Here is a 21,397-nt window from a genome sequence, read left to right as displayed (position 1 = left end):
TCCTATCACAACGTATGGTAGGCACGCTTTAGCGCCATGACTTGACTGTATGTAGACATGCAGACATTAATGACCTAAAAAACAAATAGATTCATAAATTAATAAAGAGGATACGATGGGAAGCAAACCTATAAGCGACGCGACCAACGATATTGGTAAAGACACTCACACCGAAGTGTCTAATAAAGAGAGCGGTCGCGCGCCAAACCCTGAGCATACTGAGGGTAAAACTAAAAAAGCAAAAATTGATCAAACCCATCAGCAAGTCACTGAAGACATCATGCATCATCCTGACTTGGTCAATCCGCTAGATGATATTCGTATTGATATCAAAACCCCTTTTACCAAAGACTCGCAGCGTATCAAAGGCGATAAACACAAATATGAGTATGATGTTGTCGTTTTAGGCGCAGGGCCGGCTGGTGAGGCGGCAGCCATGAAGCTGACGAAGTCGGGCAAAAAAGTTGCGGTTATCGACCCGCGCGAACAGGTCGGCGGTAACTCTACCCATGTGGGTACGATTCCAAGTAAAGCATTGCGTCAATCAGTCTTTAACCTGATTAACTTTCGCCGTGATCCGATGTTTACCAAAGCGATGGAATATCAACAAGTGCCGCTAAACCGTGTGTTGGCCAATGCGCGTCAGGTGATACGCAATCAGGTGACTACCCATACGCGTTTTTATGAGCGTAATCGCATTGATGTGATTCATGGCTGGGCAAGCTTTCTTGATGAGCATACTTTAAATGTCGAAAAAGATGATGGTGTCTTTGAAACCGTCACCTTTAATAAAGCCATTATCACCGTTGGTAGCCGTCCTTATCGTCCTGATATTTTAGACTTTAACCATCCGCGTGTTTTTGACTCTGATAAAATCTTGCAAATGGATTATGTGGTCAAAAAAATCATCATTTATGGTGCAGGGGTCATTGGTTGTGAGTACGCTTCTATCTTTACCGGTCTTGGCTATAAAGTTGACTTAATCAATAACCAAGATCAATTGCTCAGTTATCTCGACAGCGAAATTAGTGATGCCATCGCTCATGACTTTAGACAATTTGGCGTGCTGATTCGCAGTAATGAAGAGATTGACCATTTAGAGACGCATGATGATTATGTGGTCTTGCATCTAAAAAGCGGCAAGCGCATTAAATCAGATGCCATTCTTTGGTCAAATGGGCGCTCAGGTAACACAGAAGGCTTGAACTTAGAAGCTATCGGGCTTGAAGCCAATAGCCGTGGGCAGCTTAAAGTTGATGATACCTATTGTACGGGCGTGGAAAACATCTATGCCGCTGGTGACGTTATCGGCTGGCCATCATTGGCTTCTGCTGCTTACGATCAAGGACGCTGTGCGGCGGCCTTTATGGTTGGTGATAGTGATGCAGAACCGGTATCGAGTGTGCCAACAGGTATTTACACCATTCCTGAGATTTCTTGTATTGGTAAAACTGAACAGGAGCTAACCGATGAAAAAGTTCCTTATGAAGTTGGGCAAGCATTCTTTAAACATCTGGCACGCGCGCAAATCATTGGTGAACGCTCAGGGGTGTTAAAGATTTTGTTCCATCGTGATACGCTTGAGATTTTAGGTATTCATTGCTACGGTAATCACGCGTCAGAAATTATTCATATCGGTCAAGCAGTGATGAAGTGCAAGAGCAATAATACCCTTGAGTATTTCGTCAATACGACCTTTAACTATCCAACGATGGCAGAAGCTTATCGTGTGGCAGCACTGAATGGTTTAAATCGCGTTTTTTAATGGTGAGTTTTTAACTATTAAACCCTAAAGTCAAATACATAAAAAAGCGCCTACTTAATAAGCAGGCGCTTTTTTTGTGGGATTTTTTAATAGCATAAGTGCTATAAAGCTCTTTTTAACTTAAAAGGCAGTCTTGCTTTGCGCGGTATGCCAACGAAAAAGCAGCAGTAATATAAAGTAAAATAGCCACAATCCTGCCAAGGCATAAAATCCCGTTGCAACTTGCGCTACACTTGCGCCCATCTGATTGAGCTGAACAGAGGTATTGATGCCAGGTGTCGTCGGTATTAACCAGCGTATGATTTGTAAAAATTCTGGTAATTGATGGGCAGGCCATGGATAACCACTGACAAAAAACATCGGCAGCGAGCTGAAAATTAAGATTTGCATACTGCGCTCACGCTGGCGGAACCATAGCCCAAACACGCAGCCAAGGGTGGCGACAGTCGGACAAAATAGCAGCAAAAATAACAAGCTGCCGAGCATATTTTGTCCGCGCGGATAATGATGCAGCTCAAAGGTCCAGCCATAATAAAAGCAGCCGATGATAAAGCTGAACATACTGAGCGCTGCAATACGTCCGAGCCAGCCGCGAATACTGGTGGCATGACGACGCTGCTCATACCACGTACCAATTAACATTGCTGTAGACATCAAAAGGGTTTGCTGCAGGATAAGAATAGCGACCGCTGGCACCACGTAAGCGCCATAACCTTCGGTTTGGTTATATAAAGGAATGATCTTTAAGGGCACCGCTTGGGTACTTGCCGCCGCGGTCGCAGAATAAGCTCCTTGCGCCACGCTTTTTTTAATCTCAACCCCTGCTGATACCGTACTGACCGCTTGTAGAAACCCCATTTGGACGTTTTTATTTAGCAAGAAATAGCCGCCATTACCCAGTACGCTGACGCTTGCCGCTTTTCCAGATAGTACTTGCTGTTCAAGTCCGCTTGGAATAATCATATAACCAGCGATGTCATCTGACCATATAGCCTCGATGGCATCTTGCTCATTGAGAAAGCGCTTGGTATCTAGTTGTGGGCTGGCACTGGCGTAACGGACGATGGTTTGAGATAAGTTACTGTTGTCTTGATCAATAATACCCACTGGCACATGGTTAATCACTTCCGCTGAATACGGCCAAGGATAAAAAAAGCCATAAATAATCGGTGCAATCATTAATAATAACATCACGCCTTTATCAGAAAAGACATCTTTAATGGTTTGCAAAAAACTGCCTAAAAAGCTTTGCGATGAAGAACAGTCTTTTGAATCTGCTGCTTCGTTAGATAACTTATCTTTTAGTGATACATATTCTTTTGGTGAGTCAGGCTGTTTTTTTAATATAGACATTAGCGTGCTCCCCAGCGTTCAGGATGTGAGAGCGCGCGTTTGCTCAATAAAGTGGTTAAGAACATAGCAATAAGAGTCGCTAACGTCAGTCCGTAGACAATTGGGAGTGAGATGGCAACGGGTGCTTGCATCTGTAATTGTGCGATATGCAGCTTCAGATAATGGGTGAGTGGTAAGACGTCTGACCAATGCTGAGCACTGTCACTGATGGCGATATAAGGAAATGTCACCCCTGCAAAAGCATAAGAAGGCGCTGAGATAAACCCCGTAGACGATAAGCCCATACGTAATGAAAATGAGGTTAAAGTAAATATTGCCCCAAGCCAAAATGACAGCATCATAAGCAAGACAAGGCCGATATAAGTCGCAATAATGGAGCTAATAGCGAGCGTTTGCTGCGGAGTGGCAAGCCATAACGCCAAAACTGACCATAGACTATAAGCCAGCATCGGCCAAAAGTACTTACCCAATAAACCAAAGAGCAAGATTAAAACACTGGCTTTTCTGGGCTTAATATCTATAACAGAGACGTTATTGTCTTCAGCAGAGGTCGAGGCTGCTATGATTTTGCTGTTTGCAATGTTGCTTTCAGTATTGGTTAAGTCAGGACGACCGCTTGCAATAAAGTCATACCACCGACCGATTTGCTTATCACGTAGCTCACGCCCAATGGTCGTGGCACCGATTACCATGGCCAAGATATGTAGCAGCGCCGGGATAACGGTGGATGCTAAAAACTGCTGATAATCCGTTGCGGCATTAAATAAGCTGATACGCTGAATAGCAATGGGCGAGTAGGCAATCGCTGCTTGTGATGGTGCAATGCCTTTTTTTACCAAACGCTGTATCTCAACGCCTGCCGATAGCGTACCAATCACTGATTGTACACTGGTTTGGATGATGCCAGAGTGGGTACCGTATTGGGCGTTTACTTGCAATACAATCGGTGCAGGTTTGCTGGATGAAATATTGCGCGAGAAATCCTCTGGAATAATAACTACCGCATAAATATCACGTTGCAAGAGCGCCGCTTCTACTGCTGCTGGCGAATGATACAGTTGTTTGACCGTGAGATTCGGGTTGGCTTCCAAATAACGCACGGCGGTATTAGCAATAGGACCGCGATCTTTATCCATTACACCGATGGGTAAATCGGTGATTTGTATTTGTGAAAATATCCACCAAATCAATAGCACGGTCGCAAGCGGTATCCAAAGCACCATGCTCAAATCCCATGGGTTTTTGGCTAAAAAACGTCGCTCGTAGCCCGCACTGCGTACAAAAGAGCCAATTAAACCCTTTTGCTCACTTAACTTCTTTTGCTTAGTCAAGCGCATGGTTTACTCTTGGCTCTGATTAGCAAGGGCTGGATTGATATTGACAACCACGCTCATACCCGAGCGAATACGACGATCAGGAGCTGATGTACGCGCTTTAACCTCAAAGGTACGCACATCAAAACCATCGTTATTATTGGTTGGACGCCAAGTAGCAAAGTCAGATAATGTTGAGGTGGCATAAACGGTAAACTGCTTGGTATAAGGTTTTTCAGGCGATGACAAAGCGGGAATCGTACCCATAAAGCGCTGACCAATCGCAAACTGATTTAAATAGGTTTCGGTCACGTTGAGTATCACCCATTGATCATTGGTATTCACCAAAGTAAGTAGCGGCACGCCTTGACCAATGACTTCGCCAGCATTAACGATGACATTATCCACGATACCAGCAATCGGACTTCTTAGATTGGCTTCCTCTTTTGCGACCAACGCTTCTTCTAGTTGCGCATCGACTTGGGCAACTTGTGCCGTCGCGGCAGATTTATCTTCACTGCGTGCGCCTTCCATTGCCAAGTCGTATTGCAAACGCGCGGCTTCTGTCTGATCCTGAGTAGCCAAATATTGCGCATACGCTTCATCGCGTTTTTGTCGTGCCATCAGCCCTTCTTCATACAGACGATTGACCCGCTGATAAGTGTTTTCTGCCAAATCAGACGCCGCTTTATTGGCTTGCCAAGCTGCTTTTGCTTGCGCAATCTCTTGTGGACGGGCGCCATTTTCTGCTTTATCAAGCTGACTCTGTGCCATTTGTTTACCAGCACGTGCTTGATTTATCTTAGCGTTAATCTCAGGTGAGTCCATCTCAATCAATTGCTGACCGACCGTCACCGCATCACCTTCTGTAACCATGATTTGTGCAATACGCCCCGGTACTTTTGCGGCAATGGACGTCTGCTGCATTTGCATCTGCCCTTGTAGGGTGATGACTTCAGGCTCATTGTGTTGATTGCTTTTATATAGACCATAAGCAATCGTCCCTAATATGAGCAGCACAAAAAGCACCAAAATTACCTTTTTGATCATGGCAGATTTATTCGCTTTTATAGGCTCGCGCTTATAAGGGGGCAAAGCTTGCTCTTGTTCAGTATCAGCGCTATCGACACTATCAACGAAGGCTTCAGTCGGTCGAGTGCCATCAATAGCATCAAGAGGCTTTTGCTCATGCTGACTGTTGTTTGATTCAGCGGCTTGGTCTGAAGCATTTAATTTGCGTGAGTCGCCTGATTCGTTATTAGATTCAGTCATGACAGTGAGATTCCTAAAGCGATAAAGTCGGGAATAAGCAGAATAGGTCTAGCGTTATTTAATCTTGGCATTTAATATTTTTTACTAAATGAGCTATTTGTCATATAAGGTTGGTAGACGAATGTCAGCGGCGTTTAGGTAAGCATTAAAGGCAAGGGGCGTACCGCAGCTTTGCATTAGAGCGGCAAGAGATTGTACATAAGTATTCGCCGCTTGCGCCTGTTCCGTACGTGCTTTGAGCGACTGCGTTTGCGCTTGTACCACATCGATAGGCGTATTTAAGCCTTCTTGTAGTCCGAGTTGACGCAAGCGCAATACCTCTGCTGCCAAATCCACATTACTTTGTAATGCCTGATAGCGAGATTGGGCATTATTGACATCGTGCCAGTTTTTTTCGACCAACAATAATAGATTGTCACTGACTTCAATCTCAGACAGATCGGCTTGGCGTATCTTTGCATTGCTAGAGGCTAAGGTAGCGGTTTTATCAAGCCCGCCCCAAAGCTTCCAACTTGCTGAGATACCAGCGACCCAACTGGGGTCTTTTTCAACTTGTCCATAGCCATAAAGCATGACCGTAGGTTTGTAGCCCGTATCGGATAGTGCGTGTAGCTGCTGAGCCTGCGCCCGTTTAGCCACGACTTTTTGCAGACCTGGATGATTATTCAGTGCCAAATCTTGAAAGTAGTTCACATCAGGCAGAGGACGGCTAGAAACAAATAAAGGTGTGCTTGGTTTAATACGATAATCGGTACGCAAAAGACGCTGTAGTGCCATCATTGCCAAACGCGCATCATTATTGGCATTGACCGATTCGCTTTTCGCATCCGCAAGCGCCGATTGGGCTTCTAAGCGATCGACACGTGAGATAAACCCTTCTTCAAAAAGCCGCTGCGCCATATGGTCAACTTGCTGCACCGTATCATAAGCATCCTCACGTAAATAAGCGGCAATAATCGCTAATTGTGCCTTAAAATAACGCTCAATTAAGGTGTTATAAAGCTCGTTGGTATCCAGTATGCTATCGGCGACGGCTTCTTGGGTGCGAGCAGTGGAAGCGCCGGTTAATGCCGCTGTGCGTCCAGCGGTATAAATGGGCCATACCACTCCTAGACCTGCGCCCGTCGTTGAACCTGAGCGCTTTAAGTTGTAATTATCTGGGATACGGTCACCGACCAACTCACCAAAATCTGGTAAATCTTCTATATTTATGGGTGGGTCGATACTATCAACGCTACTATTCACATCATTGATAATGCCCGTTTTAATCGAAGATAAGTCAATATCGGCGTCTAAGTTATAAGCAGTGGCGGAGACGCGTGCAAATACCAATGGATGATCAATGGTTTTTAGCGCATCGGTTTCATATTCACTGGCAGCAATCGCGGCTTGATTGGCGGCGATTTTTGGTGAAACTTGCAATAAAATATTTTGCGCTTGCTCAAGACTGAGCAGGCTAGACACTTCTAAGGGATAACTGTTATCAATGCTTTTATGGGTGATGGGATCAATAAGGGTGCTTAAAGCGATATTGGGCTTTGCTTTATCTAACTCTATATTAGGCGTCGCAGCTTTATTTTCTATAATACTTTTTTGTGTAGGGCTTTTATAAGTTTGAGTCTGAGTTATTTGAGTGCCGTTTCTTTGAATTGTATTGCCTTGAGTACTATTGTCTTGAAGGATGCTTGGCGTATCCGCGTCAATAATTTGCGTCACTACAACGGGCGCTACTTCATTTTCTGGCATGATAGTATCATCATTGGCGTTAGCGCAGTGAGGCGCGGCTAAGCCCATGAGCGTAACCGTCATCACAGTAGTAGACAGAGTCGATAAAGCAAATTTCATAAGTCACATAAGCCATTAATTAGAATGCAATGTGTTTCGAGCACAAAGTATTTAGAACGCAAAGTGTTTTGAAGATAGTCAAACAGGGCGATATTATAGACTATTAATAGAAAGCAAAAATTGGTTATTCATAACAAAGCGTACACTGTAGTGCCACAATAGTGACGGGTCAATGCTCACTATTCGCTTATTTTACGTTGAATGAGCGTGGCTTTTATGTTAAGTGTTTAACTTTAAGCTAGATAATAGCACTATTTATGGGTGAGGATTTATGGATGAGTGACTAAAGGTTGCTTAAGACAAACAAAAGTACTGGTCATAATATAGATAGTTATAAAAGCAGATGAATCAAACAAGCGCATAAAAACCAAGAAAAAACATTATATAAAATAGGATGTGAGTCATGGCTGGATATATTTTAGCGCTAGATCAAGGTACGACGTCGAGTCGGGCGATACTGTATGACGACCATGCCCGCCCGATTAAAATGGCGCAGCAGCCGACAACTTTAAAAACTCCGCAGGCAAGTTTTGTCGAGCAAGATGCGCAGCAGATTTGGCAAACTCAGATTAGCTGTGCCCATGATGTGATTAATCAGGCAGGGCTGCTGGCAACCGATGTTACCAGTATTGCGATTACCAATCAGCGTGAGTCTATCGTGATGTGGGACAAGCAAACGGGCAAACCGCTAGCGCCTGCTATTATTTGGCAAGACCGCCGTACCGCCAGCTATTGTAAAACGCTTGCTGCAGAAAGCGCGGGCGCTAAGACCGATAATAACCATGATGACATGGCAAGTGAAGTGCAGCGTATCACAGGATTACGTTTGGACCCTTACTTTAGCGCCAGTAAAATCGCGTGGTTGTTAGAAAACGATCCTAAATTAAGAGTACGCGCCAATAAAGGGGAAATCGCTGTCGGCACTATAGATAGCTGGCTTATTTATAATTTAACCGGCGGCGAGCATGTCATCGATGTGACCAATGCTTGTCGTACCTTATTGTATGATATCCATAAACTGGCATGGTCGGAGGAGTTATGTACCTGCTTTGGTGTACCAATGAATATATTGCCCAAGGTACTGCCATCTGATGGCGATTTTGGTAAAACCAAAAAAGGATTATTTGCCAAACAAATTCCTATTCAGGCGGTATTAGGCGACCAGCAGGCAGCACTGTTTGGGCAAGGCTGCCTTGATGCAGGCATGGCAAAAAATACCTATGGAACCGGCTGTTTTATGCTGATGAATATTGGTGAAAAGCCAAAACTGAGCGAGCACAAGCTATTAACCACCATTGCTTGGCAACGTAAATCAACGCCAACTCGTCCAGACAATCTATCCTTTGATCAAATCGTTCAGTCTGGTAGACGTATGCTACAGCCGCCTAAAAGAGAAGTCACTTATGCCTTAGAGGGCAGTGTGTTTATGGCGGGCGCTATCGTGCAGTGGTTGCGTGATAATCTAGGTATGATTCAACAAAGTAGTGAGGTTGAGAGCTTAGCGCGGCAAGTAGATAGTAGTGAAGAGGTAGTATTATTGCCAGCCTTTACAGGACTTGGCGCCCCTTATTGGCGCTCCGATATCAGTGCCAGTATTACTGGTATGAGCCGCGGTACCACCAAAGCCCATATTGCGCGCGCTGCGTTAGAAGCGGTGGCGTATCAGACGTACGATGTCCTTATCGCTATGCAAAAAGACAGTCCTCATCCATTGACTGAGCTAAGAGTCGATGGCGGCGCAGCTAACAATGACTTACTCATGCAGTTTCAAGCCGACTTATTAGGCGTACCGGTGTTGCGCCCCAAAGACACAGAAATCACTGCTAAAGGTGCGGCTTTATTAGCAGGATTGAAAACCGGTCTATATGATGAATCAATAATGCAAGCGTCATGGCAAGTTGAGCGGATTTTTGAGCCTAAAATGTCTGCCGATAGACGTCAGCAGCACCTTAATAAGTGGCAACGAGCCATCGATAGAGCATTAAAAGTGATGTAAATTGATAATTAACAGTTCTAAAGCGCTATAAAAAATCAGTTAAAAATTACTCAAAATGCTTTACTGACCTACAAATCCATGCAAATTCGTGATAAAGATACAGGTTGTAACGTAAGGCAATCGTAATTTGGACAGAGTTTACATAACCTGTCTATCTGTCGCTATTCATAAATCCCTATACTTTAGATGAGTTAATAAGCAATACCGCTGATATTTAATTTTCTATTCATTAATAAGTTAGCAATAAATAAATCTAATATATAACAAATAATTTAAGGATAATATTATGAATAACGATGGACGCATTACAGACCCTAATAACCGTGTAATCGCTGATGACTATCTTGAAGTTGGCGATAGAGAGCGTATTATCGATGATAATGAACGTCGATTAACTGGCACTGACCACGATATCAATGGCAATCGAGTCATTAAACATGAAAATGACAATATCATCGATGATCATGATGGTATCGATCGTACTGCCGTCAAGCATATGTCAAAAGAAAGTAAGCAAGATTTGAATGCTGATCCAATTACAGGTGAACCAGGTTCACATCCACTCGGTACAGGTATCGGTAGCCTTGGTGGTGCAGCAGCAGGTGCAGCAATTGGTACAATGGCAGGTCCACTTGGTACGTTAATCGGTGGTGCTATTGGTGCTATCGTTGGCGGCGGTGCAGGTCATGCGGCAGCGGAAGCCATCGATCCGACACGTGAAGAAGCTTACTGGCGTGCAGAATATGCTAAGGCGGATTACTATCGTGAAGGTCATGACTTTGACCGTGATTTACATCCAGCGTATGCTGTTGGTTATGCAAACCGCGCACGTTATCCAGCCGAGGCTCGTTTTGAAGACCACGAGTCAGATTTAGAGCGCTCATGGCATGAAGTAAAAGGTGAGTCGCGTCTAGAATGGAATGATGCCCGTCGCGCTTCACGTGATGCTTGGAATCGCTTATCATAATAGTACTCTAGGCTCACAAAACACGACGATAGCCAATAAAAGTAATAATGAATAACCTGATATTTTTTAATTCTGATAGTTAAGGTTAATTAATGGTGTATTTAATATGAGTAAGCAAACAATACAAAAGCTTACTCTCTCATTACTAGAGTTAGTCGGATTGTAGAGCTTATTCTACTAACGGCTAAAACAAGTCTGTTTTATGTTATTTTAAAGCTTCCAAAGATTCCTTTGGAGGCTTTTTTAATGTATATTGTTATATATGAATATATGGTGATAAAAGACAGTTATTAAAAATAATAATAATAGGCAATTTATGATTAATGATGTGCAAGGTAGTGCTTCTAAACAATTTTATATAGCGACTGCCAATTTACTAAATTTTGCCAATCCTAATCGAATTTATTACGAAAACGCACCTGCTTATACTAACAAAGAATACGACCATAAGCTGCGCGGCCTTACCGATTTATTGGCAAAGGCACATGCCGATATCATTGCCGTGCAAGAAGTATGGGATAGCAATGCGCTCGAAGCATTAGCGCTATCATTGGGATTTGAGCCTGAGCATGTAGTGATTCCGCTGGCAAGCAACGATGGTGCAAGTCCTTATACCCAAGGAAAGGGCGCGCAAAATACACCAGCCGTCGGTATTATCACTCGTTTTGAGCAGTTAGAAAGCACCTTGCTAGAAGAGATAGAGCCAAAAGCGGTCATTGATATTCCTGATATTGGACCTTATCAGCGCTTTAATCGCCCACCGCTCATATTACGAGTGAACGCTTATGGGCAGCCGATGACGATTATTACCGCGCATTTAAAAAGCAAACGGGCTTTTTTCTTACGCGATGAAAACGGTCACTTATTAGAAGATATGGACGATCCAAACATTCGCATTCGTGCCAAGCTGCGTAGTTTATGTATGCGCGCTGCAGAAGCCGCCTCTATTCGTATTTCTATCATTGAACGCTTGCATCATAATCGTGAGCCACTGATTTTGTTAGGTGATATGAACGATGTCACCGGTAGCGTTACCACCCAATTGATGACCGAAACTGGCGAAGTCAATTATGATAAGAGTATGCGTGACGTAGCATTGTTTGATGCTGCTCGTATCCAAGCCCGTTATGGTTGGATGAAAGATGTGGCGTATACCCATATTTATCAGGGTATGCCAGAAGTGATTGATCAGCTATTTGTTTCAGAAGAGTTTTTGCCTGATAGTAAGTTTTCGCTCGGTCATGTTGAACGAGTTGACTATTTTAATGACCATTTGAAGTGGGATTATGCCGATAGAGTCACTGATCATGGTATTATACGAGCGAAAATAAAACTTCACAATTAAACCCATTTTTTGCGTAGTTAGTGAATTATTTTTTAACCTATTCATGTCCCTTGCTTGACTGTGTACAAGCGTTTATCATGCCTCTTCATTGAGTATAGTAGTGGTGCTATTGACCCAAATTACCGGTTGATAGAATGTTCTTCGATTTAGGACAGATGCTATCCGATGAAGACTATATTTATAAAGATGGGGCGTAACATTAAGAGATTTATCATGAGTGAAAGTAAAGACGACAAAATTGAAGATGTGTTGGTAGATTCGGAGCTAGCGAAAAAGCTGGTGCCTAATAAATTTAAGTTTACCAGTCAGCAAGGTCGCGCACGCCGTCAAAAGCTATTGATGGGCGCGAAAAAATTGAGTGAAACTCAAGCGATTAACGATATTACCTTGGCTGCTGTTTGTGAAGAAGCGGGTATTCCAAGAGCTTCTGCTTATCATTTCTTTCCAAACATCGAAGCGATATTTTTAGCATTGCGTTTTTTAAATGCCATCGACATCTTAGAAGTACTTACCACTGTTGAAACCGTTGATTATGACAGATGGCAAGCTTATTTGACCGCACTGATTGAGCGTTGCGTACAAATATTTGATGAAGATCAAACCAAAGCCAAATTGATTTATGACACCAATACGCCTGATTTTGAAGGTGATAGTTATGGTGAGCATATGGACAATCAAGTGGTGCAATTGGTCTATAAACGCCTATCAGAGCGCTATGAGATGCCAAAGTTTGAAGATATTCAAGATGTATTATTGATTACCTTTAGCATTATCAATGCCATTTTTACGGTTTCTTACCGCCGTCATCAAAGCATTACCGATAAGTATTTACAAGAAGCCAATACCGCGTCTATCGCGTATCTGCGCTGCTACTTACCAGAAAAATTACCGCGTAAAAATCGCTAATTGTTAATCGTTAATTGTTAATTGTTAATTGTTAATTGTTAATTGTTATGAAATTAGCTTAGAATTTAAAATCAAATAACAGATATTAAAAAGCCGACATGATGTCGGCTTTTTTTTGGGCGTTTTTAATAAATATTGATTAAACGTTTATTAGATATTGATTGAAATTTTATTGAGCTGTCAAGGAGTAATCAATACAAGCATAAGTCACTACACACAGAAGGCATCTACTTTTTATCAATAGTTGTTAGCGCTTGACCGTTACAAGTATCATCGCTTGAATCTAAAGGGACGTATTCTTCATAATAACGCACGATAAGCGCTTCTAAAGCGACGTTCGCTTTTGAGTCGTGGGTGTTAACGAAAGCCTCGCGCGCTTGCTCAAGCCAGCGATCGGCCATCCGAAAGTGACTGTTTGATGATTTTGCGCCGCGCTCACATTGGTCGCTAGCTGCCCATATTAATGACACTTCACTAAAGGCGATTTCGCGTGGCGCACTATTGATACCGCCACTATCTTTAAGAGCGTTTAAAGCTGCCCATAAATCAGGTCGCATGAGCGCAGAAGTAGATGGAATGTCCTCTATAAGTTCAAGGTTTTCAACTTTATCATTTTTTAACGCTTGCAAGATATTTTCTGCTGTTTGGGCAGCTTCCACGCCAGCGTCTGAACGACTATTCATACTGTCTTTATCAGTGGCATAGTTCAGCCAAGCCTGAGCTTTGTAAGCAAAATATTGTTGCCGCGCGCTCATGTTTTTTTGCTGATAAGTTTGCAATTCGTTCAACATGCAATTCATAGCGCGCTGTTGGGCGCTTTGAGCTTTAGAAGAAGCTAAGGTTTCAGTATCGTTGCTGCTAAGACAGTAATCTGCTATCTTTAGTGTATTAACTTTTGGCGCAGCGCTTGGCGTTGATACACAAGAAACGGCTGATAGTAGTAACGCAGCTGATAACGCAGTATATAAAGGTTTTTTATAGTCAGCGGCTTGAGTGCTAGGGTGAGGCATAAGAACAACCTTATAGTAAGGTAATAAGTATTAGAGGTTTGTATTTAAACGGGTTAGTTATCATGGGATAAAAAATATTGCCCCGTTAATACAAAATTGCCGTAAGCATGGCTTACGACAATGAGAATAAATGAAAACTAGGAGGAATTATAACGTAGAATTCGCGCTGAGCGGCTTATTTTTGCGTGAATCTTCGCGTTTGAATAAGTCTTCATCAAATTTGAAGCGCAATCTAAAGTAAGCATCTTCTATAGTAGTGTCGTTATAAAGGATTTAATACAGAATTCAATTGACTGTCGTATTTAAAGATACATTAGCAGATTTTTTTGCAGGTAATAGTTTGATGTTCCAACGAATATAACGGTATTCAGCAAGAGGGGTTTTAGTGACTTTACCAGCTACTTGACGCATTAATGGTATATCGGCATAGTCTTTTCCATCGATACTAGCTTGGGCGCTAGCGGGATGTGCCTCACCAGTAAATGTCATGCTTGAAGGAATTGGCAAAGTGATAATTAAGTCATTTAAATCTTGTGCTAAGGTATTAGTGTAAGTAGCTTTGTATTCAATGATAGCACCAGTTGAAGCTGTTCTGACAGGTATATAAACTACTTTACCCTGCTGATCCTTAAATACTTCATTAGTGGTTAGCTCCATTTTTACTCCATTATTAGCATACGCCAGATTTAATGAAATTATAGATAATAGAGCTGCTGACAAAATAACCTTTAAAAATCTAAGGCACTTCATAGTATATTTCTTCCTTAATTCTCATGTTGCTATCTACAAGCTGATTGAGCTTCAAATTGTCTATTACCATTGGTTATTATGTACTTTAAATACTGTATTACTATTAGATGATATAGCGACTATATAATTTAAAGATTATGAGGTAATTCTAAGGAATATGCTATTTAATTATAAAGTGGATAATGTTTATAATTTTATCTAATCAAAATATGTTTGAACACAGCCGTATGTTTATAGTTCTATTATAGCTCCTTTAGATTTTTATGAGTCAGCCGCTCTTAAACCTACAGTAGAGGCATACCCTAATTAATTTGCCTACAATTATTCATTTAAAAACTAATCACTATTTATTTCAAAAATACTTGTCATATTGGCATTTCTCTATAGCTATAAACAAACCCTCAATAAGTACCTATAATAGAGTGTCATTATCATTTGATAGTGAGAATCGCGTAGCGGATATCGTTTAATTTTACAACGATGTTTATATGTGCCTATGCTAATCTACAGTGATACGATCTATTTAGAATTCTCTGTTATAACCATGAATGGCAATGCAATGCTTAGATGCAGCAAGGACGTTATAAGGAAAGCATCAAGTCAATCGATTGCTCATTAAAACACGTACCACACTCTGATTTAATAACACCCTGTCATCGTGCAGGGCTGACTGATAAAAAGGATTAATAAAGATGAATTATTATAAGGATGCTGATAGCACCGAAACCCAAGAATGGCTGGAAGCGTTTGAGTCCGTTATCAAACATGCCGATAAGGATCGGGCGCAGTTTTTATTAAAAGCGTTATATAACATGGCAGTACAAGAAGGGCTGCCATTTAACCGTCTTGATACCGCTTATATCAATACCATCGCCGTCGAAGATGAGCCAATGTACCCAGGTGATTTAACGATTGAGCGTAAAATTCGTGCTTTGATTCGCTACAACGCCTTGGCAATGGTGATGCGCGCTAATAAAAATGATGATGATTTAGGCGGTCACTTAGCGACCTTCGCTTCAAGTGCGACTCTTTATGAGACAGGCTTTAACCATTTCTTCCGTGCTGCCAGTGATCATTTCGGCGGTGACATGATTTATTATCAAGGTCACTCAGCGCCTGGTATTTATGCGCGCTCTTATCTAGAAGGTCGTCTGACCGAAGAACAGCTGGAAAACTTCCGCCGTGAAGTCGGCGGCAAGGGTCTTTCGAGCTATCCGCATCCTTACTTAATGCCAGATTATTGGCAGTTCCCAACCGTGTCGATGGGCTTGGGTCCGATTATGTCCATTTACCATGCGCACGTGCATCGCTATATGGAAAACCGCGGTTTGCTAGAAAAAGAAGATCGCAAGATTTGGACGTTCTTGGGTGATGGCGAAACCGATGAGCCAGAAAGCTTGGGTGCGATTTCTCTCGCCGGTCGTGAAAAACTGGACAATTTAATTTGGGTGGTCAACTGTAACTTACAGCGCCTTGATGGTCCTGTGCGTGGTAACGGCAAGATTATTCAAGAGCTTGAGTCGGTATTCCGCGGCGCTGGCTGGCGCGTGATTAAGGTGGTTTGGGGCGGTCAATGGGATAGCTTGTTAGATAAAGATACCACCGGCGTGCTTAAATATCGTATGGAAGAAGCGGTCGACGGTGAGTATCAATTATATGAAGCCCGTACGCCTGAATTTACGCGCAAAGAGTTTTTTGGTAAATATCCAGAGCTAGAAGAGATGGCAAACGAGCTGTCTGATCATGATATTTCGCGCTTAAACCGCGGTGGTCATGATCCAATGAAAGTCTATGCTGCCTTTAGTGAAGCCATGAAAACCAAAGGTCAACCGACCGTTGTCTTGGTAAAAACTGTTAAAGGTTATGGTTTGTCTACCCAAGCACAAGCGGTAAATAAATCGCATCAAATCAAAAAGCTCGATCATGAAGCTTTGATGTATTTCCGTGACCGTTTTGATTTGCCATTTACCGATGACGAATTACAGACGTTACCGTTTTATCGTCCAAAAGAAGATTCGCTGGAGATGAAGTACCTAAAAGGTCGCCGTGAAGCCTTGGGTGGTCATCTGCCCAATCGCCGTAGTGGTCATATACCGCTCAATATTCCAGATTTGTCTATTTTTGATCGTGTGCTTAAAGGTAGTAATGGTAAAGAGCAATCGACTACCATGGTGTTTGTACGTCTGCTATCTGCCATGTTAAAAAATAAAGACATTCAAGACCGCGTTGTGCCTATCGTTCCTGATGAAGCGCGTACTTTTGGTCTAGAAGGTATGTTCCGTCAATTGGGCATTTACTCGGCTTCTGGGCAAAAATATACCCCAGAAGACAGTGAAGCCTTAATGGGATATAAAGAAGCCATCGATGGTCACATGCTAGAAGAAGGTATTAATGAAGCGGGTGCGATGAGTACGTGGATTGCACTGGCAACCAGTTATTCTGTCAATGCTTTACCGATGATTCCGCTTTATATTTACTATTCTATGTTTGGCTTCCAGCGTGTTGGTGACTTGGCATGGGCGGCAGGTGACTGTCAGGCGCAAGGGTTCTTACTTGGTGCAACGGCCGGTCGCACCACGCTAAATGGCGAGGGCTTACAGCATCAAGACGGTCATTCACAAATTCTATTTAACGTCGTACCGAACTGTGTCACTTATGACCCTTGTTTCGGCTATGAGCTGGCAGTGATTATGCATGATGGTCTACGCCGTATGTATGGCGAGGGCGAGCGTATTTATTATTACCTGACCTTGATGAACGAAAACTACGAACAACCTGCCATGCCAGAAGGCGTCCAAGAAGGCATTAAACGTGGTATGTATTTGTTAGAGGACAACGGTTCAAGCCAAGTTCAGCTGCTAGGTTCAGGCGTTATTTTACGCGAAGTGCAAAAAGCGGCCAAAATATTACAAGATGAGTTTAATATTTCATCTAACGTCTGGAGTGTGACCAGCTTTAATGAGCTAACTCGTGATGGTATGGCTTGTGATGATTATAACCGCCTACATCCAATGGATGAAGAAGTGGTGCCATGGGTCACCGAACAGCTTGCTCCACACGAAGGTATCGTCGTAGCGGCGACAGACTATATGCGCAATTATCCAGAACAAATCCGTGCATGGTTACCTGACAATCGTCCTTATACGACTTTAGGTACTGATGGCTATGGTCGCTCGGACACCCGTGAGCAATTACGTAGCTTCTTCCACGTAGATGCCGCACACATCGTGGTTGCAACGCTTAAGCGCTTAGCCGATGAGGGTGAAGTTGAGATGCGTCTGGTAAAAGATGCGATTTCAAGCTTTGGTATCGAAGCCGATCAACCGCCTGCATGGCAGCAACAGCCTCATTATGATCATTTCCCAGATGCGCCAGCCCCTGACAATGTCAATCCGAGCCCTGTACCAGAGTTTGTCGATGAAGATGATGATGAGATAAGTAGCGAAGGTCGCGCAGAAGACCCAGCCGACGCCGCTTTACTCAATGATGATGACGTCAAAGAATAGCCAAAAGACAAGGCAAACATAATACAAGGAGAATTACGGATGGATATTAAAGCCCCCGATTTGGGTGTCGATAGCGCCGAAGTCAGTGAGATTATGGTCGAAGTTGGCGACGTTATTGCAAAAGATGACAATATTATTTTATTGGAATCTGATAAAGCCTCAGTAGAAGTACCAAGCTCGGCTGCCGGTAAAGTAACTAAGATTAGCGTGGCAGTTGGCGACCAAGTGAGCGAAGGTATGGTGCTTATTGAGCTTGAAAGCGATACTGATTCTGATAGCCAAAATGACAGCCAAAGCACTGACACAGAAAACAAAACAGAATCTGGCACTGATAAACAAAATGAGTCGCAGGATAATCAGTCAGTCGAAAAGCAAAGCGATACTGATACTAAAGCTAACGCAGTTGAGGCAAATACTTCTCAACCTGCCAAACAAGCAAGTGAGCAAGCAGGCGAGCAAGTAGGAAAATCAACCACTCATGCTTTGCCCGATTTAGGTGTTGATGAAGCGCAAGTGTCTGAGATTATGGTCAGTGTCGGTGATATCGTCACTGCTGATCAATCCATTTTGCTTATTGAGTCTGATAAAGCATCGGTTGAAGTACCAGCGCCAGAAGCTGGCAAGGTCGAAAAAATATTGGTGCAAGCCGGTGATATGGTCGCGAATGGTCAAGACTTTATCGTCATTATTGCTGAAGGTGCAGCTAGCACGAGTACGGCAAATGAGAGTAAAGCAGAGGCTTCTGAATCGCAAGCATCAAAACCTGCTGACTCAACTAATAAAACTGAATCAGCTGAGCAGTCTGCTAAGTCGCAAACGACTGGCGAGCCCAAAAAAGCCGCTAAATCTACGACTAATACGAACGCTACAAATGCTAAGCTGAGCGAAGCACAAGTCAACGAAAAAATGGTCGATATCTATGCCGGTCCTGCTGTGCGTAAGCTTGCGCGTCAGCTAGGGGTTGATATCTCCCAAGTGACGGGTTCGGCGCTTAATGATCGTATCTTAAAAGAAGATTTATTTGCGCATGTAAAAGATAGCTTGAATACGCAAAAAGTAGCACCTGCAAGTAGCAATGGAGTTAGCTCAAGCCTACCAAGCTTACCTGATATGAGTAATACTGAAATATGGGGTGAAACCGAAGTACAAGATTTAAGCCGCCTACAAAAAGTGTCGATACCGCAGCTTAATTATAATACCTTATTGCCGCAAGTGACGCAGTTTGACTTGTCTGACATCACAGAAACTGAAAAGTTACGTGGTGAGCTTAAAGGTGCTATGAAAGCGGAAGGTATTGGCTTCACTATTTTAGCTTTTGTTGTCAAAGCGACTGCTTACGCATTGACTCAGCATCCGCGTTTTAACAGTCATTTGAGCGACGATAATACCCAAATTATTTTACGTAAGAGTGTCAATATGGGTATTGCAGTAGCGACTGATGACGGTTTAATTGTACCTGTTATCAAAAATGTGCAAGATAAAGGGCTTAAGCAGATTGCCGTTGAAATTGGGGAACTTGCGGTTAAAGCGCGTGATAAGAAGCTCACGACTAAAGACTTGCAAGGCGCGAGCTTTACGATATCTAGTCAAGGTAACTTAGGTGGTACTGCATTCACACCATTAGTAAATTGGCCACAAGTGGGTATCTTAGGCGTATCAGAAGCCAGTATGCAGCCGCGTTGGAATGCAACTAAGCAAACCTTTGAGCCGCGTTTGATGTTGCCGCTATCATTGTCTTATGACCATCGGGTGATTAATGGCGCCGATGCCGCGGTATTTACCCGTTATATCGCAACATTATTGGCGGATCCACGTCGGATTTTGCTATAGGTTTTATGATTATTTAAAAATAGTATGAATCATGAAAAGACTGTCTACGGGTGGTCTTTTTTATATCTGTTATTTCACTAAATTATAGATAAATGACAGATATAAAGAAGCCAGCTATTAAGCTGGCTTCTTTTATTTATGCCGTTCAGTCTATAGCAATGGGCTATATTAGAACTGTTTTACAAAAGCAACACCATAAACCCAAGGGCTGATATCGATTTCACCAATATCTGCACCGTTTAAAGTAGCATCAGTTTTGATGTCCATATAACGGGCATCAATACGGAAAGACTCGGTAGGAGCAAATGGGATATCAAGACCAATATGACCAGCAACACCAACGCTATCGTCAAGTTTTAGCTCAGTACCTGGAACATTGGCTTTCTCTTTAAAGAAAGTCGTGTAGTTCACACCAACACCAACAAAAGGCTTCACATTCATAGGCATGTTATAGCCGTCGAAGTGATATTGTAGTGAAAGAGTCGGTGGTAAATGTTGAGTTCTACCTGTGATTTCACCACCATTTGCATCAGTTAAAGTGAAATCATGATGAAATGGAATAGCCGCTAGTAGTTCAACACCAACGTTATTAGCGATAAAGTATTCGCCACTGATGGTTGGACGTACATCGCCGTCAACATCTACAGCATAATTTGTATTACCTATAGTGACGTTACCGTTATCGCTTTTAGGATCAACATAGTGTGCGCCGGCAGCGACTGACCAAGTACCAGCAGGTACAGCGAAAGCAGTGGTCATAGTAAGGGCAGTTGCAGCAGCTAAAACTAGGGATTGTAGTTTCATCGTTTGATTCCTCAACATAATAGATGATTATTGGTCAGTTTCTAATGAGGGATGACATTAGTGACCGATACACAATGTTATAGTTATTGTTAACTCGTAACATTATCTCTCTATTATAATACAAAAACCTTACCAAAAGTAAGGCATTGCATAGAAAGTAGTAATATTTATATTTTAAGTTACAGTTGCGATTGATGTGATAGGTTAAATTAAGATCCGTTTTTTAATCAGTTTTAATCAGTTTTAATCAGTTTTAATTTTTCGCTTTTTCTACTATTTGATAAAGGTTCTGGTTACATATTATGCTTGGCTATTGTAGCAATTCTCCACTGCGCTGTGAAAATGCCCGTTCAATCAAGCTGTTAAACCAAATTGATTCGTGTTGTCCTCAATGTGGTTTATTCTTATTACCTGCGCAAAATTTAAGCAGTCAGTTAAGAGCTGATGAGCACTTTCTACGCTTGGTCTTTTTTGTGATTGCTATTATATTGTTAGGGGCAACCTACATTTATTATCTAAATTTTGTATAATCGTGAGTACTGATGGATAAATCAAAGTAAAACTAGCTTTGATACTTTTAATTTTAAAAGTAATCCATTACTAATTTTCTAAGAAAAACCATGTTTTTAGAATCAATTCAGCTATTCATCGATTGTCCATATAGTCAAGCCCACCTAAAAGTGTTATAAACTAATTATCAAACCCAATTGTTATTATAAAGACCATGACTTACTC

The 21,397-nt window shown here is 42.4% G+C and carries 14 protein-coding genes; 7 read left to right on the top strand and 7 right to left on the bottom strand.

Going from position 1 to position 21,397, the window contains the following annotated elements; translation table 11 throughout:
* Positions 1-115: 115 nt before the first annotated feature.
* A complete protein-coding gene (gene sthA / locus AC2FA3_RS11205; protein ID WP_490509627.1) occupies positions 116-1,765 on the top strand; it encodes a Si-specific NAD(P)(+) transhydrogenase in 1,650 nt (549 codons plus the stop codon).
* Positions 1,766-1,885: 120 nt separating this feature from the next.
* Here sthA and AC2FA3_RS11200 read toward each other — a convergent pair whose 3' ends face one another.
* From AC2FA3_RS11200 to AC2FA3_RS11185, 4 genes are all read right to left on the bottom strand, one after another.
* Positions 1,886-3,118, bottom strand: coding sequence for an ABC transporter permease (locus AC2FA3_RS11200; protein WP_490509626.1), 1,233 nt, complete (start codon positions 3,116-3,118; stop codon positions 1,886-1,888).
* Entirely contained in the window at positions 3,118-4,455 is a 1,338-nt protein-coding gene (locus tag AC2FA3_RS11195; protein WP_490509625.1) for an ABC transporter permease, read from the bottom strand. Before AC2FA3_RS11195 ends, AC2FA3_RS11200 begins: the two co-directional genes overlap by 1 nt.
* 3 nt (positions 4,456-4,458) lie before the next feature.
* Positions 4,459-5,703: an HlyD family secretion protein gene (locus AC2FA3_RS11190; RefSeq protein ID WP_490509624.1), complete on the bottom strand. Its 1,245-nt coding sequence runs from the start codon at positions 5,701-5,703 to the stop codon at positions 4,459-4,461.
* Between the two features lie 93 nt (positions 5,704-5,796).
* The gene (locus tag AC2FA3_RS11185) at positions 5,797-7,548 is read right to left on the bottom strand and encodes a TolC family protein (RefSeq protein ID WP_490509623.1); all 1,752 of its coding nucleotides are present in this window, start codon (positions 7,546-7,548) and stop codon (positions 5,797-5,799) included.
* A gap of 403 nt (positions 7,549-7,951) precedes the next feature.
* Between AC2FA3_RS11185 and glpK the strand changes: the two genes are divergently transcribed.
* The 4 genes from glpK (at position 7,952) to AC2FA3_RS11165 (ending at position 12,762) form a co-directional block, all read left to right on the top strand.
* Entirely contained in the window at positions 7,952-9,544 is a 1,593-nt protein-coding gene (glpK, locus tag AC2FA3_RS11180; protein ID WP_490509622.1) for a glycerol kinase GlpK, read from the top strand.
* A gap of 286 nt (positions 9,545-9,830) precedes the next feature.
* Positions 9,831-10,511 (top strand): hypothetical protein, encoded by a 681-nt coding sequence (locus tag AC2FA3_RS11175; protein WP_490509621.1) that lies wholly within the window; start codon positions 9,831-9,833, stop codon positions 10,509-10,511.
* 316 nt (positions 10,512-10,827) lie between these two features.
* Positions 10,828-11,856, top strand: a complete 1,029-nt coding sequence (locus tag AC2FA3_RS11170) for an endonuclease/exonuclease/phosphatase family protein (RefSeq protein ID WP_490509619.1) — start codon at positions 10,828-10,830, stop codon at positions 11,854-11,856.
* Positions 11,857-12,069: 213 nt separating this feature from the next.
* Positions 12,070-12,762 carry a TetR/AcrR family transcriptional regulator gene (locus tag AC2FA3_RS11165; RefSeq protein ID WP_201543145.1) on the top strand — a complete coding sequence of 231 codons (693 nt, stop codon included), beginning with the start codon at positions 12,070-12,072 and terminating at the stop codon, positions 12,760-12,762.
* A 227-nt stretch (positions 12,763-12,989) separates the two neighbouring features.
* On the opposite strand, the gene AC2FA3_RS11160 is transcribed toward AC2FA3_RS11165, so the two are convergent.
* Positions 12,990-13,772, bottom strand: coding sequence for a hypothetical protein (locus AC2FA3_RS11160; RefSeq protein ID WP_490509618.1), 783 nt, complete (start codon positions 13,770-13,772; stop codon positions 12,990-12,992).
* Positions 13,773-14,057: 285 nt separating this feature from the next.
* Positions 14,058-14,522: a hypothetical protein gene (locus tag AC2FA3_RS11155; protein ID WP_201612223.1), complete on the bottom strand. Its 465-nt coding sequence runs from the start codon at positions 14,520-14,522 to the stop codon at positions 14,058-14,060.
* A 692-nt stretch (positions 14,523-15,214) separates the two neighbouring features.
* Between AC2FA3_RS11155 and aceE the strand changes: the two genes are divergently transcribed.
* A complete protein-coding gene (gene aceE, locus AC2FA3_RS11150; protein WP_201543142.1) occupies positions 15,215-18,028 on the top strand; it encodes a pyruvate dehydrogenase (acetyl-transferring), homodimeric type in 2,814 nt (937 codons plus the stop codon).
* Positions 18,029-18,067: 39 nt separating this feature from the next.
* Positions 18,068-19,858 (top strand): 2-oxo acid dehydrogenase subunit E2, encoded by a 1,791-nt coding sequence (locus AC2FA3_RS11145; RefSeq protein WP_490509616.1) that lies wholly within the window; start codon positions 18,068-18,070, stop codon positions 19,856-19,858.
* Positions 19,859-20,026: 168 nt separating this feature from the next.
* Here AC2FA3_RS11145 and AC2FA3_RS11140 read toward each other — a convergent pair whose 3' ends face one another.
* On the bottom strand, positions 20,027-20,662 hold the full coding sequence (locus AC2FA3_RS11140) for an OmpW/AlkL family protein (protein WP_201543140.1): 636 nt from the start codon (positions 20,660-20,662) through the stop codon (positions 20,027-20,029).
* Between the last annotated feature and the right edge of the window lie 735 nt (positions 20,663-21,397).

The sequence above is a fragment of the Janibacter sp. CoH_79_TC_3 genome (genome assembly GCF_058197955.1).
This window is presented reverse-complemented; position numbering and strand designations above follow the sequence as displayed.